Origin of the sequence: Citrobacter farmeri (genome assembly GCF_019048065.1) — a bacterium.
Lineage (GTDB): Bacteria > Pseudomonadota > Gammaproteobacteria > Enterobacterales > Enterobacteriaceae > Citrobacter_A > Citrobacter_A farmeri.
This window is the reverse complement of the sequence record NZ_CP077291.1, coordinates 587007-604625: the sequence shown is the minus strand read 5'-3', so window position 1 is coordinate 604625 and position 17619 is coordinate 587007. Positions and strand designations below refer to the sequence as shown.

At 53.3% G+C, this 17619-nt stretch carries 16 protein-coding genes and 1 pseudogene; 11 read left to right on the top strand and 6 right to left on the bottom strand.

The genetic code is table 11. The features are described from left to right. Window positions 1-201: 201 nt before the first annotated feature. Window positions 202-654, bottom strand: coding sequence for a YhcH/YjgK/YiaL family protein (locus tag I6L53_RS02820; RefSeq protein ID WP_042321710.1), 453 nt, complete (start codon window positions 652-654; stop codon window positions 202-204). Between the two features lie 677 nt (window positions 655-1331). On the opposite strand from I6L53_RS02820, the gene arcA reads away from it, so the two are divergent. From arcA to ridA, 10 genes and pseudogenes are all read left to right on the top strand, one after another. Beyond that, window positions 1332-2552, top strand: coding sequence for an arginine deiminase (gene arcA / locus I6L53_RS02815; RefSeq protein ID WP_042321708.1), 1221 nt, complete (start codon window positions 1332-1334; stop codon window positions 2550-2552). 10 nt (window positions 2553-2562) lie between these two features. After that, window positions 2563-3489 carry a carbamate kinase gene (gene arcC / locus I6L53_RS02810; protein ID WP_042321704.1) on the top strand — a complete coding sequence of 309 codons (927 nt, stop codon included), beginning with the start codon at window positions 2563-2565 and terminating at the stop codon, window positions 3487-3489. Window positions 3490-3613: 124 nt separating this feature from the next. Continuing rightward, a complete protein-coding gene (gene argF, locus I6L53_RS02805; RefSeq protein WP_042321702.1) occupies window positions 3614-4618 on the top strand; it encodes an ornithine carbamoyltransferase in 1005 nt (334 codons plus the stop codon). 109 nt (window positions 4619-4727) lie between these two features. After that, the gene (locus I6L53_RS02800) at window positions 4728-5807 is read left to right on the top strand and encodes an alanine/ornithine racemase family PLP-dependent enzyme (protein WP_042321699.1); all 1080 of its coding nucleotides are present in this window, start codon (window positions 4728-4730) and stop codon (window positions 5805-5807) included. A gap of 34 nt (window positions 5808-5841) precedes the next feature. After that, window positions 5842-7317 (top strand): arginine-ornithine antiporter, encoded by a 1476-nt coding sequence (arcD, locus tag I6L53_RS02795; protein ID WP_042321690.1) that lies wholly within the window; start codon window positions 5842-5844, stop codon window positions 7315-7317. A gap of 251 nt (window positions 7318-7568) precedes the next feature. Beyond that, on the top strand, window positions 7569-8048 hold the full coding sequence (locus I6L53_RS02790) for an arginine repressor (RefSeq protein WP_042322699.1): 480 nt from the start codon (window positions 7569-7571) through the stop codon (window positions 8046-8048). Window positions 8049-8146: 98 nt separating this feature from the next. After that, a pseudogene (gene pyrL / locus I6L53_RS23745) lies at window positions 8147-8282 on the top strand (pyr operon leader peptide). Window positions 8283-8284: 2 nt separating this feature from the next. Next, window positions 8285-9220: an aspartate carbamoyltransferase gene (pyrB, locus tag I6L53_RS02780; protein ID WP_042321684.1), complete on the top strand. Its 936-nt coding sequence runs from the start codon at window positions 8285-8287 to the stop codon at window positions 9218-9220. Window positions 9221-9234: 14 nt separating this feature from the next. Further along, the gene (gene pyrI / locus I6L53_RS02775; protein WP_042321682.1) at window positions 9235-9696 is read left to right on the top strand and encodes an aspartate carbamoyltransferase regulatory subunit; all 462 of its coding nucleotides are present in this window, start codon (window positions 9235-9237) and stop codon (window positions 9694-9696) included. A 76-nt stretch (window positions 9697-9772) separates the two neighbouring features. After that, window positions 9773-10159 carry a 2-iminobutanoate/2-iminopropanoate deaminase gene (gene ridA, locus I6L53_RS02770; protein ID WP_042321681.1) on the top strand — a complete coding sequence of 129 codons (387 nt, stop codon included), beginning with the start codon at window positions 9773-9775 and terminating at the stop codon, window positions 10157-10159. A 51-nt stretch (window positions 10160-10210) separates the two neighbouring features. Here the strand turns inward: ridA and I6L53_RS02765 are convergent, their stop codons facing one another. From I6L53_RS02765 to mgtL, 5 genes are all read right to left on the bottom strand, one after another. Beyond that, window positions 10211-11497, bottom strand: coding sequence for a TRAP transporter large permease (locus I6L53_RS02765; RefSeq protein WP_042321679.1), 1287 nt, complete (start codon window positions 11495-11497; stop codon window positions 10211-10213). Between the two features lie 30 nt (window positions 11498-11527). Continuing rightward, complete coding sequence (locus I6L53_RS02760) at window positions 11528-12037, bottom strand: TRAP transporter small permease (RefSeq protein WP_042321678.1); 510 nt, start codon at window positions 12035-12037, stop codon at window positions 11528-11530. A gap of 61 nt (window positions 12038-12098) precedes the next feature. Beyond that, window positions 12099-13076, bottom strand: coding sequence for a TRAP transporter substrate-binding protein (locus tag I6L53_RS02755; RefSeq protein WP_042321675.1), 978 nt, complete (start codon window positions 13074-13076; stop codon window positions 12099-12101). A gap of 357 nt (window positions 13077-13433) precedes the next feature. After that, window positions 13434-16142, bottom strand: a complete 2709-nt coding sequence (gene mgtA / locus I6L53_RS02750; RefSeq protein WP_042321673.1) for a magnesium-translocating P-type ATPase — start codon at window positions 16140-16142, stop codon at window positions 13434-13436. Window positions 16143-16288: 146 nt separating this feature from the next. Next, the gene (mgtL, locus tag I6L53_RS23740; RefSeq protein ID WP_125369841.1) at window positions 16289-16342 is read right to left on the bottom strand and encodes a mgtA regulatory leader peptide MgtL; all 54 of its coding nucleotides are present in this window, start codon (window positions 16340-16342) and stop codon (window positions 16289-16291) included. Between the two features lie 271 nt (window positions 16343-16613). On the opposite strand from mgtL, the gene treR reads away from it, so the two are divergent. After that, window positions 16614-17561, top strand: a complete 948-nt coding sequence (treR, locus tag I6L53_RS02740) for a trehalose operon repressor TreR (RefSeq protein WP_042321670.1) — start codon at window positions 16614-16616, stop codon at window positions 17559-17561. Window positions 17562-17619: the final 58 nt, after the last annotated feature.

Here is a 17619-nt window from a genome sequence, read left to right as displayed (position 1 = left end):
ATAATGAAATAATGAGATCTCTGTGCGCTTTTAATAACTGAAATAAACCGACCTTTACAGATCGGCTGTCTTCTTAATGGATACAGGTCGCCGTGTTTAAACTTTCTCCCACTTTCGCAGGAGCAAAGGTTTTACGGCCGAATTCAGGATAAAGGATAAACGTTACAGCCGCTCCGATTCAGGGAGCGACCGCTCAGTTCCTCAGGCCACCAGCAGTTTCACTACCGCTTTACGCACCGGTGCGGGGGCGCCGACGGCACACAATGGTTTGTGCACTTCTTGCGGATAAAAAACAACAAAGTCGCCTTCATTCAGGATCAGCGTTTTCTCTTGCTCACCTTCCGCTAAAAACGCGATGTCTTTGTCAGCCAGCCAGTCGGTATCAGGCTTACCGGCAGGCAGAACGCTGAAGGTCATCCCTTCCTGACCTTTCAGCACGATCTGAATATCCAGATAGCGCGCGTGATACTCCGCCCGACGCTTCTCAAACGGCTCGGTCATATCTTCAGAAATCAGATAGAACAGACGGCTACCGTCGATCTCATGTTTCCCCTTCTCCGTCGTCTCAGTGACATTTGCCTTGATGTACTCAATCGCCTGGCGAAGTTCTTCAGGAAGCCAGGATTGCAGATGGTGAATATTACCAACGATCATCTCATACCCCTCATTCAAAACAGCGTTTCAATTTCATTTGTTATACGAAAAAATGCCTGGTCGTGCCATCGCTATCTTGCAAAGTTTTGCGTCAGCGCATGTTTATCGCTGGAGTTGTTGACTGTCTGTTAACGCCAAACAGTGATTTATGCATTTTTAATGCATAAAAGGTAAAAAAATCCAATAGATGATTCTCACAACATGTTGTTATAAAAAGAGTTACAGGAAAAACCTTCAGGCGATCACAATTCATTTCCCCTGTTTAATCAATGATAACCCCCATAGTTATTGCTCAATTTACTTTATGGTGAAAATAATATAATTCACAATACGCATATCTATGCATCAAATCATTATTATTTCATACAAATCATAGCGTTACGTTGCTTTCATTGTTTGACCTTGCCAACAAATAATTAACACTGAAGAATAACCTACCGTATAAATGCTTAGTAATTCAGTTTGAGATTTTTTATTTTTGTTATTTCTCAGACCTCTGTCATATATTAATTAAGAAAAAACAAATAACCGAATGGATGTGAAATCCATCACATTCCCGACGTCTGAATAATTCAATGATGCCTCTCGAAAAATATCGAAACAGTAATGACTGCGAGCATTTTCATTATTCGCAGCCACCCCCTTTTTATTCCTGAAATAGAGTGAAAGGTATCGTAATGGAAAAACATTATGTCGGTTCTGAAATCGGCCAACTACGCAGTGTGATGTTGCATCGCCCTAATCTCAGCCTGAAACGCCTCACGCCGTCTAACTGCCAGGAACTGCTGTTTGATGACGTACTGTCGGTCGAACGCGCGGGTGAAGAGCATGATATTTTCGCCAACACGTTACGCGAGCAGGGCATCGAAGTTCTGTTACTGACTGATTTACTGACACAAACGCTGGATATCGCGGAGGCCAAAAGTTGGCTGCTGGAAACGCAAATTTCGGATTACCGCCTTGGTCCTACTTTCGCCACCGACATCCGCGCCTGGCTTGCCGATATGTCGCATCGGGAACTGGCCCGTCATTTAAGCGGTGGACTCACCTACGGTGAAATTCCAGCCTCAATTACAAATATGGTGGTCGATACCCACGATATTAATGACTTTATTATGAAGCCATTGCCAAACCATTTATTTACCCGTGACACCTCCTGCTGGATATATAACGGTGTTTCCATTAACCCAATGGCTAAACCCGCTCGTCAGCGCGAAACCAATAATTTGCGGGCCATCTATCGTTGGCATCCACAATTTGCCGATGGCGAATTTATTAAATATTTCGGTGACGAGAATATCAATTACGACCATGCCACCTTAGAAGGCGGCGATGTGTTGGTGATCGGTCGCGGCGCCGTACTGATCGGCATGTCTGAACGCACGACCCCGCAGGGGATCGAGTTTCTTGCCCAGTCGCTGTTTAAACATCGCCAGGCCGAACGGGTTATCGCCGTTGAACTCCCCAAACACCGCTCTTGTATGCACCTCGATACCGTCATGACCCACATCGATATCGACACCTTCTCCGTCTACCCGGAAGTGGTACGCCAGGACGTGCAGTGCTGGACCCTGACGCCAGATGGCCGCGGCGGCCTGAAGCGTACCGAGGAACGCACGCTGGTTAACGCCATTGAGAAAGCGCTCGGCATCGATCAAGTGCGCTTAATCACTACCGGTGGCGACGCCTTTGAAGCCGAACGTGAACAGTGGAACGACGCCAACAACGTCCTCACGCTGCGCCCCGGTGTGGTTGTGGGCTACGAGCGCAACATCTGGACTAACGAGAAGTATGACAAAGCCGGCATTACCGTGCTGCCAATCCCCGGCGACGAACTGGGACGCGGACGCGGCGGTGCGCGCTGCATGAGTTGCCCACTGGAACGCGATGGCATTTAAGGAACCCACCATGCAAAACAAACCGACTCTGGTTGTCGCCCTTGGCGGCAATGCGTTGCTCAAGCGCGGAGAACCGCTGGAAGCCGATATCCAGCGCAAGAATATCGTTCTGGCGGCAAAAACGATCGCCCAACTCACTCAGCAGTGGCGGGTAGTGCTGGTTCACGGCAACGGGCCGCAGGTGGGTCTGCTGGCATTGCAGAATAGCGCCTATGGCCGCGTCACCCCCTACCCGCTGGATATTCTCGGGGCGGAAAGCCAGGGAATGATCGGCTACATGCTGCAACAGGCGCTAAAGAATCAACTGCCACAGCGGGAAATCAGCGTCCTGCTCACTCAGGTGGAAGTAGACGCTAACGATCCGGCCTTTTGCAATCCCACCAAGTATATCGGTCCGGTTTATGACCATGCACAGGCCAATGCATTACAGGCTGAAAAAGGTTGGGTTTTCAAAGCCGACGGCAAAGCCTTCCGCCGCGTGGTGCCCTCACCACAGCCGAAACGCATTGTTGAAAGCGATGCCATCCAGGCGCTGATCGCCCGCGATCACCTGGTTATCTGTAATGGTGGCGGCGGTGTGCCGGTTGTCGAGAGAGCTGACGGTTACCACGGTCTCGAAGCGGTGATCGACAAAGACCTCTCCGCCGCGCTGCTCGCCAGCCAGATCCATGCCGACGCGCTGCTGATCCTGACCGATGCCGACGCGGTGTATCTCGACTGGGGCAAACCCACTCAACGTCCACTGGCCCAGGTGACGCCGGAATTGCTGAACGAAATGCAGTTCGATGCCGGCTCGATGGGACCCAAAGTCAGCGCCTGTGCCGAATTTGTCAGCCGCTGCCACGGCATTGCAGGCATCGGTTCGCTGGCTGATGGCCCGGCCATTCTCGCCGGCGATAAAGGCACTCTGATTCGGCGCGAAACCGCAGTCGCATAACCCTTTTTACCTGATGGCACGACTCCGTAGGCCGGATAAGGCAACGCCGCCATCCGGCAGCGAAACCCTGCCATTGCCTGATGGCACTGCGCTTATCAGGCCTACATCAACCAAGGATACATTGATGGCTATTTCACTGAAAAATCGCAATTTTTTAAAGCTTCTCGACTTTACCCCGGCGGAGATCCAGTTTCTTATCGATCTGGCGATTGAACTAAAGGCGGCGAAAAAAGCCGGGCGCGAAAAGCAAACGCTGAGCGGGAAAAACATCGCGCTGATATTCGAAAAAACCTCAACCCGCACCCGCTGTGCCTTTGAGGTCGGGGCATTCGACCAGGGCGCGCAGGTCACTTACCTCGGCCCAAGCGGCTCGCAGATTGGGCATAAAGAGTCGATGAAAGATACCGCTCGCGTACTGGGCCGGATGTATGACGGCATCGAATACCGCGGGTTCGGTCAACAGATCGTTGAGGAACTGGGGCAATACGCCGGGGTACCGGTGTGGAATGGCCTGACCGACGAATTCCATCCTACACAGATCCTCGCGGATCTGATGACCATGCTGGAGCACGCGCCCGGGAAAACGCTGCCCGAACTGAGCTTCGCTTACCTTGGCGATGCGCGCAACAACATGGGCAATTCACTGATGGTTGGCGCCGCGAAGATGGGCATGGATATTCGCCTCGTTGCGCCAAAATCCTTCTGGCCAGATGAAGCGCTGGTCGCCCAGTGCCGCCATATAGCCAGCACCACCGGGGCGCGCATTACGCTGACGGACGATGTGGAAGAAGGCGTCTATGACGTCGATTTTCTCTACACCGACGTCTGGGTCTCCATGGGTGAGCCGAAAGACGCCTGGGCTGAGCGCGTCAGCCTGATGACCCCGTACCAAATCAACCAGAAGGTTATCGACGCCACCGGCAATCCCGACGTCAAGTTCATGCACTGCCTGCCCGCTTTCCATAACGAACACACCAAAGTAGGACGTGAAATCGAAGCTGCCTACGGCCTGAAAGGGCTGGAAGTGACGGAAGAGGTTTTTGAATCCGCTCACTCCATTGTGTTCGACGAAGCGGAAAACCGCATGCACACCATCAAAGCAGTGATGGTGGCGACGCTCGGCGACTAACCCACACGGAAAGCGCCGTCCGGGACGGCGTCTTCCTCCACGGTAGCTACTGGACCGAACGAACCAGGCGCGGGTGCCCTGACCCGCGCCTCACGTAAGGAGACCCATTATGCGAAACCAGGATTTTCCATGCCTCTTCGTTAATCTTTCGGTCATTCGTGACAACGCCCGCACGCTGATCGCGTTGTGCCGCCAGCACGGCGTAGAGCCTGTCGGCGTCAATAAGCTGAGCTGTGAAGCGGCGAATGTCGCCAGAGCCATGATTGATGCGGGCATCAGCACGATTGCGGATTCCCGGATCCAGAATCTTAAAAAAATCGCCGACCTGCCTGTCGACAAACTGCTGCTGCGTTTGCCCCAGATAAGCCTTGCGCACGACATCGTGGCCTATGCGGATATCTCGCTCAATTCCGAAGAACATACGTTGCAGGCACTCTCTGCGGCCGCCCTGGCACAGAACAAAACGCATCGGGTCATTCTGATGCATGACCTGGGCGATCTGCGCGAAGGCTGCATGGATCCACAGGAAACGCGCCGCCTCGCACGCCTGGTGCACAAGGAACTACCGGGACTGACGCTGGAAGGCCTTGGTGCCAATCTCGCCTGCTATGGCGGGGTGGAACCTACCACCGAAAACCAGCAGGCACTGGTCGATCTCGCCCATGAGATAGAAGACGAACTGGATATTGAACTGCGCACCATTTCCGGTGCCAGTTCCGCCGCCCTGTTCCTGCTGATTAACGGCGGGCTACCGACGGGCGTTAACCAGTTACGGCTTGGCGCATCACTGATTATGGGATTCGGCCTGAATGACGAGCCGATTCCCAACACGCGCCAGGACGCTATCAAGCTCGGCGTGGAGATCATTGAACTGAAAGACAAGCCCTCCGTTCCGCAACACTCAACGGCGCTGGATGCCATGGGGAGAAAGCCGGTTTTCGAAGATCTTGGCGTACACCACCGGGCGCTGGCTGCCCTCGGCGAACAGGATGTCTCCTTCTCCCAACTCCGGCCTTTTGACCCCGGCGTCAAAGTGCTCGGCGCCAGTTCCGATCACCTGATCCTCGATGTCACCCACTCCGCATCGGGATATCAGGTAGGCGACATCGTTTATTTCTCCCTGGGATACAGCGGCGTCTTGCAATGCATGACCTCCGAATACGTCGGCAAGCAATACAGCTACTTCTAAAAAATGACTCTCTGTCAGATTGAGGACTCTCTTCATGACTACTCTTGATACCAGCAAACCGGCTGCGGATGCTTCGGCCTCCCTGTCCGAAGGTAAGCTTAAACTTCCGGCGCTGACGGCGCTTGTGGTCAGTGCCCTGATCGCCGCCGGGGTATTTTCTCTGCCGCAGAATATGGCGGCCAAAGCGGGTGCCGGCGCGATCCTGATCGGCTGGGGGATTACCTTTATCGGGATGTTAACCCTTGCCTTTGTTTTCCAGACCCTGGCGCACCGTAAAAGCGAAGTTGAAGGCGGCGTGTATGGTTATGCCCGCGCGGGCTTTGGCGAGTACATCGGTTTTAACTCCGCCTGGGGTTACTGGATCTCGGCGTGGATCGGCAACGTTTCGTACTATGTGGTGATCTGTTCTGCCCTCGGTTCTTTCAGTGCGCTCGGTTTCTTTGGCGATGGCACCACGCTTTCCGCGCTGATTGTGGGTTCAATTCTGCTCTGGAGTCTGCATTTCCTGATCTGTCGCGGCGTGCAGGGTGCTGCTCTGCTCAATCTGATCGGCACGGTTGCGAAAGTGGTTCCTCTGATCATGTTTGTCGTGTTGGTCAGCGTCGCCTTTCAGGTCCGCACCTTTAAGATTGAATTCTGGGGTAATGAACAGCTCGGCTCCGTCATGGACCAGGTGAAAAACATCATGCTGGTCACCACCTGGGTTTTCATCGGCATTGAAGGCGCTGCGATGTACTCGGGCCGGGCGATGAAAAAATCAGACGTGGGTAAAGCCACCATGATTGGATTTTTCATCTCGATCCTGCTGTTCGTCGCCGTTTCGGTTCTGTCGTTGGGCGTCCTTTCACAGCCGGAGCTCGCGCAGTTGAAGAACCCCTCCACCGCAGGCGTACTGGCTGCGGCGGTCGGACCGTGGGGCGCCGCTCTGATGAATATTGGCCTTATCGTTTCCGTTGGTGCCGCGCTGCTGGCCTGGACGTTATTGTCTGCGGAAACAGCGTATATGGCCGGTAAAGACGGCACTATGCCCAAATTTCTGGGTAAGGAAAACGCCAACAAAGCGCCGATCAACGCGCTACTACTGACCAATGGCCTGACCCAACTGTTCCTGATCATCGCCCACTTCCAACAGGCGGGGTATCTTGCGCTGCTGCTGCTTGCGACCTCAATGATCCTGATCCCTTATTTTCTCAGTGGCTTGTATGCCCTGAAAGTGGCGTGGCAGAGGGATGGTTACCACAGTGATGAACAGCGTTCTGTCACCCGCGACATCATCATCGGCGCGCTGGCAACACTCTATGGCGCCTGGCTGGTCTATGCCGCCGGAATGGAATATCTGCTGCTGTCGATGATCCTCTACGCCCTTGGTATCGTTTTTTATGTCTGGGCGCGGAAAGAGAAAAATGGACGACTTTTCAATCCAATAGAGATCGTTCTGGCTATTATGGTGGTGGTCGCAGGGATCTATGCGGTCTATCTGTTGGCGACAGGCGTGCTCACGCTCAGTTGATGCACGTCAATTCAGGGAAGACGAAGCGGCAAAACTCCGCCTTCCCTTAGACGACTAAGTGGAATATTTTCTCATGAAGATGCCATCCGTCAGGATGCTGAAGCGCGCTCCTGTAAAATTTCAATAGGCCGATCAAATACATCCCGGTTGAAATGGAGAACGTTTGCTTAGTGCGTCATCAATTAAAAATAGAAACATTGGGCAGACCTATTGGTTGTTATCTTCGGCTGATTACACTGGACTAACTGATGATGAAACTTTACCAACCCGCTTCAGAAAAAGAAGAACTACAGCTCTCTGTTTGTCAGCGCCTGATTGGCGAAAAAAGTTATCTCTCGCAGGAGGAGATCCGCCGCGATCTGCAAAATTACGGCTTTGAAACCATCAGCCAGTCAACGGTTTCCCGCCTGCTAAAAATTCTTGGCGTCATAAAAATTAGAAATACGAAAGGACAAAAAATTTATTCCGTTAATCCGCAATTGCGCCCTGCCCCAGATGCCGCCCGTTCGATTGCTGAAATGGTGGTAAGCGTGGAGCACAACAGCGAATTTATCCTTATCCATACCGCGGCCGGTTATGGCCGTGCCGTTGCCAGGATCCTCGATTACCATGCCCTGCCAGAGATCCTGGGAGTGATAGCGGGTAGCAGTATTGTCTGGGTTGCCCCGCGGGTTGTACAGCGGACTGGCCTTGTCCACAAACAGATTAACTACTTACTAAAAATGAATTAATATTCATTAAAACCGTTTGCGTTGAATAAAAATGGCATTTTTTGCTTGATCCGCAAACGGAGCTGAGTATAATCGCGGACAATTTGCCGGGAGGAAGTATGGTCCAGTGTGTACGACATTCTGTCTTACCGCGTCTGAAAACAGACGCTGGCCTGCCGTTTTTCTTTCCGTTGCTCACCTATTCCCAGCCCCTCAAATGAGGGGCTTTTTTTTTGCCCAGGCGTCAGGAGATAAACATGGCTAACCCGCTATATCAAAAACACATCATTTCCATAAACGACCTCAGTCGCGACGACCTCAATCTGGTGCTGGCGACCGCGGCGAAATTAAAAGCTAACCCACAGCCGGAACTGCTCAAGCACAAGGTGATTGCCAGCTGCTTCTTTGAAGCTTCTACCCGTACCCGCTTGTCGTTTGAAACCTCAATGCACCGCCTGGGTGCCAGCGTGGTCGGCTTCTCCGACAGCGCCAACACGTCGCTGGGCAAGAAAGGCGAGACGCTGGCGGATACTATTTCCGTTATCAGCACCTACGTTGACGCGATCGTGATGCGCCACCCGCAGGAAGGCGCGGCACGTCTGGCGACCGAGTTCTCCGGCAAGGTGCCGGTCCTGAACGCTGGCGACGGTTCGAATCAACATCCAACCCAGACGCTGTTGGATCTGTTTACCATTCAGGAAACACAGGGGCGTCTCAATAACCTGCATGTGGCAATGGTCGGTGACCTGAAATATGGTCGTACCGTGCACTCACTGACGCAGGCGCTGGCGAAGTTTGATGGTAACCGCTTCTACTTTATCGCCCCGGATGCGCTGGCGATGCCGCAGTACATTCTCGATATGCTTGACGAAAAAGGCATCGCCTGGAGCCTGCACGCCTCTATCGAAGAGGTAATGGCGGAGGTGGACATTCTGTACATGACCCGCGTACAGAAAGAACGTCTGGACCCTTCAGAATATGCCAACGTGAAAGCCCAGTTTGTGCTGCGCGCCAGCGACCTGGCGGGCGCGCGGGAAAACATGAAGGTACTGCATCCGCTGCCGCGTATTGATGAAATCGCCACGGACGTGGATAAAACGCCTCACGCCTGGTATTTCCAGCAGGCAGGTAACGGGATTTTCGCACGCCAGGCGTTACTGGCACTGGTTCTGACTAGCGATTTGGCACTGTAAGGGGAGATAACGAGATGACACACGATAATAAACTGCAGGTTGAAGCAATTAAATGCGGCACCGTAATCGACCACATTCCCGCACAGATCGGCTTTAAATTGCTGACCCTGTTTAAGCTGACCGAAACCGATCAACGCATCACTATCGGTCTTAACCTGCCTTCGGGTGAAATGGGGCGTAAAGACCTGATTAAAATTGAGAATACCTTCCTGACCGCCGAACAGGTTAACCAACTGTCGCTGTACGCGCCGCAGGCCACCGTTAACCGTATCGACAACTACGAAGTGGTAGGCAAATCACGTCCAAGCCTGCCGGATCGCATCGACAGCGTGCTGGTCTGCCCGAACAGTAACTGCATCAGCCACGCCGAGCCGGTTTCTTCCAGCTTCGCAGTGAAAAAACGGGTAGATGACATCGCACTCAAATGCAAATACTGCGAAAAAGAGTTTTCTCATTATGTGGTGCTGGCCAACTAATTGGGGTTGGTTATAAATTCCTGGCTCCCTATAATGCCTGAGATATTTCATTTACCGCTGTACTTCAGGAGAAATCATGAGCAAAACTATCGCGACGGAAAATGCACCCGCAGCAATCGGTCCATATGTTCAGGGCGTTGATCTGGGCAGCATGATCATCACTTCCGGTCAGATCCCGGTTGACCCGAAAACCGGTAGCGTATCGGAAGACGTCTCTGCGCAGGCGCGTCAGTCGCTGGAAAACGTGAAAGCTATCGTTGAAGCCGCTGGCCTGAAAGTGGGCGACATCGTGAAGACGACCGTATTTGTCAAAGATCTGAACGATTTCGCGACCGTCAACGCCACCTATGAAGCGTTCTTCACCGAGCACAATGCCACCTTCCCGGCACGTTCCTGCGTGGAAGTGGCGCGTCTGCCAAAAGACGTGAAGATCGAGATCGAAGCGATCGCCGTTCGTCGCTAAGCGATAAAAAATCCGGGCATTTCTGCCCGGATTTTCGTTACTGCCGTCCCCTTACATCACGCCAAAGAATTTCGGCAGGAACAGCGAAATGGCCGGAATATAGGTTACCAGCATCAGCACCAGGAAAAGCACCGCATAGAACGGTAGCATCGCCTTCACTACCTGCTCGATCTTCTGTTTACTCACCGCACTGGCGACAAACAGCACCGACCCCACCGGCGGCGTGATCAACCCAATCCCCAGGTTTACCAGCATAATCATCCCGAAATGGACCGGATCAATGCCGAGGGCGTTGGTGACCGGCAGCAGCACGGGCGTCAGAATCAGAATCAGCGGCGCCATGTCCATCAGCGTACCGATCAGCAGCAGCATGATGTTAATGCACATCAGAATGACATATTTGTTATCCGAGATGCTGGTAAAGGCTTCGGTAATGCGCATCGGCAGTTGCATGTACGTCATGATGGCGCCAAATGCCGCGGCGAAACCGATCAGGATCATCACGATGGTCACGGTCTTCACGGTGCGATACATCAGCTTCGGCAATTCAGACCATTTGTAGTCGCGGTAGATAAACATGGTGACGAAGAACGCCCACAGGCAGGCGATCGCTGCCGATTCCGTCGCGGTAAAGATACCGGAAAGGATCCCACCCATAATAATGACGACCGTCATCAGCCCCCACAGCGTATCGAGAAAGATCTTCAGCGCCTGTCTGAACGGCACGCGCTCTCCTTTCGGATAGCCGCGCTTATGGGCAAAGCCAACACACATTACCATCAGGGTAAAACTCAACAACAACCCCGGCAGGATCCCGGCAATGAACAGGGCGGCAATCGACACCGTACCGCCCGTCGCCAGCGAGTAGATAACCGAGTTATGGCTGGGCGGCGTCAGGATTGCCTGCACCGAACCGCTGGCCGTGACCGCCGCAGCGAAGTCGCGCGGATACCCTTTCTTATCCATTTCAGGGATCATCACCGAACCGATGGAGGCAGTATCCGCCACCGACGATCCTGAGATCGCGCCAAAAAAGGTCGACGCCACAATATTCACCAGCGACAGACCGCCGCGGATAAAGCCAACAAAGATATAGGCGAAGTTCACTAAGCGCCGCGCGATCCCACCTTCTGCCATAATGGCCCCGGCCAGAATAAAGAACGGGATCGCCAGCAGCGAGAATTTGTTCACACCGTTGGTCAACTGGATCATCACCGCTTCCAGCGGGATATCGATATACCACGCCCCGACGATCGCGCTGATCCCCACCGCGTACGCCACCGGCACCCCAATCGCCAGCATGATGCCGAGCGTAAAAACGAGAATAAATGCATCCATCTGCTTTCCCCTATGAAGTCGGTTCGGTCATCAACTGGTTGAACCCAGCATGACCACGGGACGTTGATACTGAGCGCCACGGCAGATCTTTTCGATGATGAAAAGCAGCGTGATCGCCGAACCGATAGGGAGCGGAAGATAGTTTTCCCCGGCAGTCAAAATTGGGAATTCCGCCACGGGCTGTTGCCACAACTCGTAACAGAGCGTCGAACCGTACCAAAGAATAAAAATACTGATCGCCAGCAGCATCAGATCGGCACCGATAAAGCAGATTCGACGCCCCATGTCGCCAAGACGGTCAGTCACCATGCTGACAGCAATATGCGAACCCGCGCGGTAACTGACCGCCGCACCGATAAAGGTGAACGTCACCATGCATAATATGGCGACCGGCTCAGGCCAGGACAGCGCGCTGTTCATCACATAGCGCGCGAATATCCCCACAGGAATTACCGCCACCATGACCAATAAAGCCAGCCCGGCAATCCACATTGAAATTCGATACAGCACATCCATTACCGATGAATAATATTCACCCATAATCATCACCTCGAACGAATAACCGATTCAGGCGGATGACCTCCGTCACCCGCCTGATGAATTACTTCACATCCTGAATTCGCTTGATCAAATCCTGGTGGTCTTTGCCATATTGATCCCGGACGGACTGTGTGGCTTTATAGAAATAATCCGTATCGATATCATGAAAATTCACACCATTCGCTTTCATCGTTTCCAGTGATTTCGCGTTATACGCTTGCCAGAGTTGACGCTGCTCAATTTGTGCTTCTTTCGCCAGTTTAATAATTAAATCCTGATCTTCTTTTTTCAACTTGTCCCACTTGGCTTTTGAAAACAGGAACAGTTCAGGAATAATGAAATGCTTACTCCAGGTGTAATTTTTGGCAACTGGCAAATAGTTATGCGCGACAAAAGTCGGTGGGTTATTTTCCGTGCCATCAATGACCCCGGTTTGCATGCCGCTAAACACCTCGCTGGTCCCCATTGCGATCGCATTCGCCCCCATGGCTTTTAAGGTATCGATCGATACCGGGCTGGTTTGGACGCGAATTTTCATTCCCTTCAGGTCTTCCGGTTTCACTACCGGATCCTTGGTAATCAGGTTACGCGTTCCGGCATCCATCCAGCCAAGAAACACCAGTCGGGACTGACTGTTAGCGGTCAGCCTGTCGCCGATCTCCTGACCAATCGCCCCGTCCAGTACTTTGTGCAGGTGATCTTCATCACGGAAGACATAAGGCAAGGTGAAGACGTTAATCTCTGGCAATATTGCGGCAACCGGAGACATCGACACGCGGATAATATCAATTGCGCCCAGTTGCGCCTGTTCAATCATCTGCTTTTCATCGCCCAGCACGCCGCCCGGAAAGGTTTTAATATCCAGACGCCCGTCAGTGGCGGCGCTGAGTTTTTCGCCCATATGCTTCACAGCAACCACGTTCGGATAATCCGCCGGATGGACATCTGCCGCACGCAGCGTTTGTGCAGACGCCGCCTGGGCGGCCAGCACTAAGGCGGTACCCATGCACAGGTTTAACAAGGTTTTGGTCAGTTTCATTTTTCCATCTCCAGAGGTTTATAATTTTCATTAATACAAACGACTTGCAGGATAGAGGGCCACCTTAATTAAAAGGGACAGTAAGGAATGACATTGCCCGGACAGACGAGTCGGTGTAACAAATTATTACGATGATTATGTTCATAAAATGACGCGGGATGGAATTTTTTTTAGCACGCTGTTTCATTTTTGCAATGAAGGTCTTTTTCCTGGAAAAAAGATGTTCTGAAGAGGCCTAAAATTGTGATCAACCACACCTCTTTGGTTTTTCAAAAAAAATAAAACACGGCGAATGAAAGAATATATTCTTTGCAGGGTGAAGAGCAAAATGGCTGCCGAAGCAGCCATTATTTTCGCTTATTGCCAGCCGTAGCGGCGGCTATAGAAACCTTTTACCAGCTGCGTTAACGTCATATATCCCACCAGAATCGCTACCAGCCACGGGAAATAACTCAGCGGTAACGCCTGCAATTGCAGATAACCTGCCAGCGGTGAGAACGGCAACGCGATTCCCACAACCATTACCACCAGCGTCATCAGCATCAGTGGCCAGGCGGCGCGACTCTGGATGAACGGCAGGCGGCGCGTACGAATCATATGCACAATCAGCGTTTGCGAGAGCAGGCCTACCACAAACCAGCCTGACTGGAACAGCGTCTGCGCTTCTGGCACATTTGCATGGAATACCCACCACATCAGGCAGAACGTCAGAATGTCGAAGATGGAGCTGATCGGGCCGAAGAAGAGCATGAAGCGACCCAGATCCGCCGGATTCCAGCGCTGTGGTTTTTGGATCTGCTCATCATCAACGTTATCAAACGGGATCGCCACCTGAGATACATCGTACAGCAGGTTCTGAATCAGCAAGTGCAGCGGCAACATGGGCAGGAACGGCAAAAAGGCACTTGCCACCAGCACGCTAAAGACGTTACCAAAGTTAGAACTGGCGGTCATTTTGATGTACTTCAGCATATTGGAGAACGTACGGCGCCCTTCAATCACGCCCTCTTCCAGCACCATCAGGCTCTTTTCCAGCAGGATAATATCAGCCGCTTCACGGGCGATGTCTACCGCACCATCCACCGAAATGCCGATATCCGCCGCGCGCAGCGCCGGCGCGTCATTGATGCCGTCGCCCATAAAGCCCACCACGTGCCCTTCGCGTTTGAGCAGCCGGACGATCCGCTCTTTATGCATCGGCGTCAGGCGTGCAAACAGCGTGGTACGCTGGGCCAATGCGGCGAGCGCGTCGTCGCTCATGCCTTCGATCTCGTTCCCGACAATCACTTCTCCGGCGTCCAGGCCCACCTCATGGCACACCTTCGCAGCCACCAGTTCGCTGTCACCGGTCAGGATCTTCACGGTGATGCCACTGGCGTTAAGCGCCTTCAGGGCGGGCGCGGTAGTCTCCTTCGGCGGATCGAGGAAGGCAATGTAGCCTTCAAGGATCAGATCGGATTCATCAATACGCTGGTAATCGCCTTCCCGTGCCGGCAGATATTTGGTCGCCACGGCAACGACGCGCAGCCCCTGACGGTTCAGCGTGTCAGTCACGCGCTTCACCCGTCGCAGCATGTTGTCATCCAGCGGGACAATTTCGCCGTTATGGCGCACCTGCGTACAGACGCTGAGGATCTCCTGCAACGCGCCTTTGCACACCAGTTGATGGACATTCGTCTCTTCTGCCACCACCACCGACATCCGGCGGCGCTCAAAATCAAACGGGATCTCATCAATTTTCTGCCAGCGGGTAGACAACTCGCGCGCGGCCCCTTCATCAACGCCTTCCAGCACGGCGGTATCCAGCAGGTTTTTCAGCCCGGTCTGATAATGGCTGTTCAGCCACGCGGCATGCAGAACACGTTCACTGGGTTTACCGGAGATATCCGTATGATTCTCCAGCACGATTTTATCCTGGGTCAGCGTGCCGGTTTTATCGGTGCACAGAACATCCATCGCGCCGAAGTTCTGAATTGCATCCAGATGTTTGACGATCACTTTTTGCTTCGACAGTTTTACCGCGCCGCGCGCCAACGTCGAAGTAACAATCATCGGCAGCATTTCCGGCGTCAGACCCACGGCGACGGAGAGCGCAAACAGCGCTGCTTCCCACCAGTCGCCTTTGGTATAACCGTTAATGAGCAATACCACCGGGGCCATCACCAGCATAAAGCGAATCAACAGCATGCTGACGCGGCCGATCCCCTTCTGAAAGGCGTTCTGCTCGCTTTCCTGTTCGCTGACGCGCCCCGCCAGTTGACCAAACCAGGTATGAGCGCCGGTGGCGATCACCATCGCCTGCGCCGTGCCGCTCACCACGTTGGCTCCCATAAAGCAGAGGGTGTCGCACTCAAGCGGGTTACTTTGATTAACGTCGCGGGTGTTTGCCACTTTCTCCACCGGCAGCGATTCGCCGGTTAACGATGCCTGGGCGATAAACAGATCCCGCGCCTGAATCACCCGCAGATCGGCCGGGATCATATCCCCCGCCGACAGCTTGATAATGTCGCCGGGCACCAGCTGATCGCCAGGCAGCTCAACCCAGCCGTTTTCCCCTTTATCATTGATGACCCGCAGCACCGTCGAGGTGTTGCTGACCATCGCTTTCAGCGCGTCTGCCGCTTTGGTGGAACGCGCTTCCTGGACAAAATTAAGCAGTGTGGAGATGACCACCATCAGGGCTATTACCCCGGCGGCGAAGAGATCCTCGGTGGCATACGAGATCGCCCCCAGCAGGGTCAGTAAGATATTGAACGGGTTACGATAGCAGACCCACAGATGCTTCCACCACGGTGACGGTTTCTGGGTAGGCAGAAGGTTTTCACCGTGTTGTTCGCGGGCGGCGTTCACCTCTGCCGCAGTGAGTCCTTCCGGATGCGCATTAAACGTTTTCCACAACGTCTTTTCATCCATCACGGCCACTTTCAGGCAGTGTTCGCTCAGTGAAGAAGGCATCGGGGTGCTGGCAATCGACTGTGCATTGGGTAACGGATCGCGATGCACCAGGCGATCGGGCAGATGGCGGCCAAGCCGGGCAAACAGCTGGCGAGTGATATTTTTAAACATAGGCAGTCCCTCCGCGCCAACAGACTGGGCGCAGAAATATCCTTCAGGCGTGGCAAAGCCTTACCTGACAGGTAACATGATTTTCTTCAACAGGGACGTTAACGCGTCACTGTCTTACATCACCGGTAAGACAGCGAAGGGCAGGCTTACCGGAAAGAACGTGTTCTCCATTTCGGGAGAGGGGTGGGATCGGGATCCATAAAGCCTCCGGTAAGTGAATGATTTAGCCCGCAGATTATAAGTTGTAGATCATAATATTTGTGGCATCTATAGCGTTATAATACCCCCCGGCAATTAAACAAAACATATACACAAAATCATTCGGGCGCATCCTGGCGGCAAGTGAATAAACGACGCCAACACAGAAGCAGCGCGACGGATGAAACGTATAAACCAGACTTTGCCCATTGAGGTTTCTACAAGTAAAGTTACCCTCTTATCATCTTTTGCTGCGTGCCACGGGAAAACAGGATGCAAAATCGGCTGACAATCAAAGACATCGCCCGCTTAAGCGGCGTGGGAAAATCCACCGTTTCCCGTGTGCTCAACAACGAAAGCGGCGTCAGTGAACGGACCCGCGAGCGTGTCGAAGCAGTGATGAATCAGCACGGATTTTCTCCCTCTCGTTCGGCCCGCGCCATGCGCGGCCAAAGCGATAAAGTGGTCGCCATTATTGTGACCCGCCTCGACTCATTATCAGAAAACCTTGCCGTACAGACGATGCTGCCGGTGTTTTATGAGCAGGGTTACGATCCGATCATGATGGAAAGTCAGTTTTCTCCGGAAAAAGTGGAAGAGCACCTGGGAATGCTGAAACGCCGCAACATCGACGGCGTAGTGCTGTTTGGTTTTACCGGCATCACAGACGTGATGATCGCCCCGTGGCAGGCATCGCTGGTGCTGCTGGCACGTGATGCGAAAGGCTTTGCTTCCGTCTGCTATGACGACGACGGGGCGATTAAAATCCTGATGCAGCACCTCTACGATCAGGGACATCGCCACATCAGTTTTCTCGGCGTTCCGCACAGTGACGTCACCACCGGAAAGCGCCGCCATGACGCCTATCTCGCCTTTTGCAAGCAACATAAGCTACATCCCGTCGCTGCCCTGCCTGGACTGGCGATGAAGCAAGGCTATGAGCATGCCGCAAGCGTAATGGCACCGGACACTACCGCGCTGGTTTGCGCCACGGATACGCTCGCACTCGGCGCCAGTAAGTATTTGCAGGAACAGCGGATCGATAACCTGCAACTGGCGAGTGTCGGTAATACGCCGCTGATGAAATTCCTGCATCCGGAGATCGTCACGGTCGATCCCGGCTATGCCGAGGCCGGACGCCAGGCCGCTGCACAGCTGATCGAGCAGATCAACGGACGCAGCGATCTGCGCCAGATCGTCATTCCTTCCACCCTTTCCTGACGCATTGCCGATCGCTTTCTGAACGATAATTTGTGATCTTCGCTGCGTTTCGGGAACG

Excerpts from the sequence above, each read along its gene's own strand:
- I6L53_RS02790 (WP_042322699.1), top strand. The coding sequence starts at position 7,569 with ATGAAACTTTACCAACCCGCTTCAGAAAAAGAAGAACTACAGCTCTCT.
- arcC (WP_042321704.1), top strand. The coding sequence starts at position 2,563 with ATGCAAAACAAACCGACTCTGGTTGTCGCCCTTGGCGGCAATGCGTTG.
- treR (WP_042321670.1), top strand. The coding sequence starts at position 16,614 with ATGCAAAATCGGCTGACAATCAAAGACATCGCCCGCTTAAGCGGCGTG.
- I6L53_RS02765 (WP_042321679.1), bottom strand. The coding sequence starts at position 11,497 with ATGGATGCATTTATTCTCGTTTTTACGCTCGGCATCATGCTGGCGATT.
- arcD (WP_042321690.1), top strand. The coding sequence starts at position 5,842 with ATGACTACTCTTGATACCAGCAAACCGGCTGCGGATGCTTCGGCCTCC.
- pyrI (WP_042321682.1), top strand. The coding sequence starts at position 9,235 with ATGACACACGATAATAAACTGCAGGTTGAAGCAATTAAATGCGGCACC.
- pyrB (WP_042321684.1), top strand. The coding sequence starts at position 8,285 with ATGGCTAACCCGCTATATCAAAAACACATCATTTCCATAAACGACCTC.
- I6L53_RS02820 (WP_042321710.1), bottom strand. The coding sequence starts at position 654 with ATGATCGTTGGTAATATTCACCATCTGCAATCCTGGCTTCCTGAAGAA.
- I6L53_RS02800 (WP_042321699.1), top strand. The coding sequence starts at position 4,728 with ATGCGAAACCAGGATTTTCCATGCCTCTTCGTTAATCTTTCGGTCATT.
- mgtA (WP_042321673.1), bottom strand. The coding sequence starts at position 16,142 with ATGTTTAAAAATATCACTCGCCAGCTGTTTGCCCGGCTTGGCCGCCAT.
- I6L53_RS02755 (WP_042321675.1), bottom strand. The coding sequence starts at position 13,076 with ATGAAACTGACCAAAACCTTGTTAAACCTGTGCATGGGTACCGCCTTA.
- arcA (WP_042321708.1), top strand. The coding sequence starts at position 1,332 with ATGGAAAAACATTATGTCGGTTCTGAAATCGGCCAACTACGCAGTGTG.
- I6L53_RS02760 (WP_042321678.1), bottom strand. The coding sequence starts at position 12,037 with ATGGGTGAATATTATTCATCGGTAATGGATGTGCTGTATCGAATTTCA.
- ridA (WP_042321681.1), top strand. The coding sequence starts at position 9,773 with ATGAGCAAAACTATCGCGACGGAAAATGCACCCGCAGCAATCGGTCCA.
- argF (WP_042321702.1), top strand. The coding sequence starts at position 3,614 with ATGGCTATTTCACTGAAAAATCGCAATTTTTTAAAGCTTCTCGACTTT.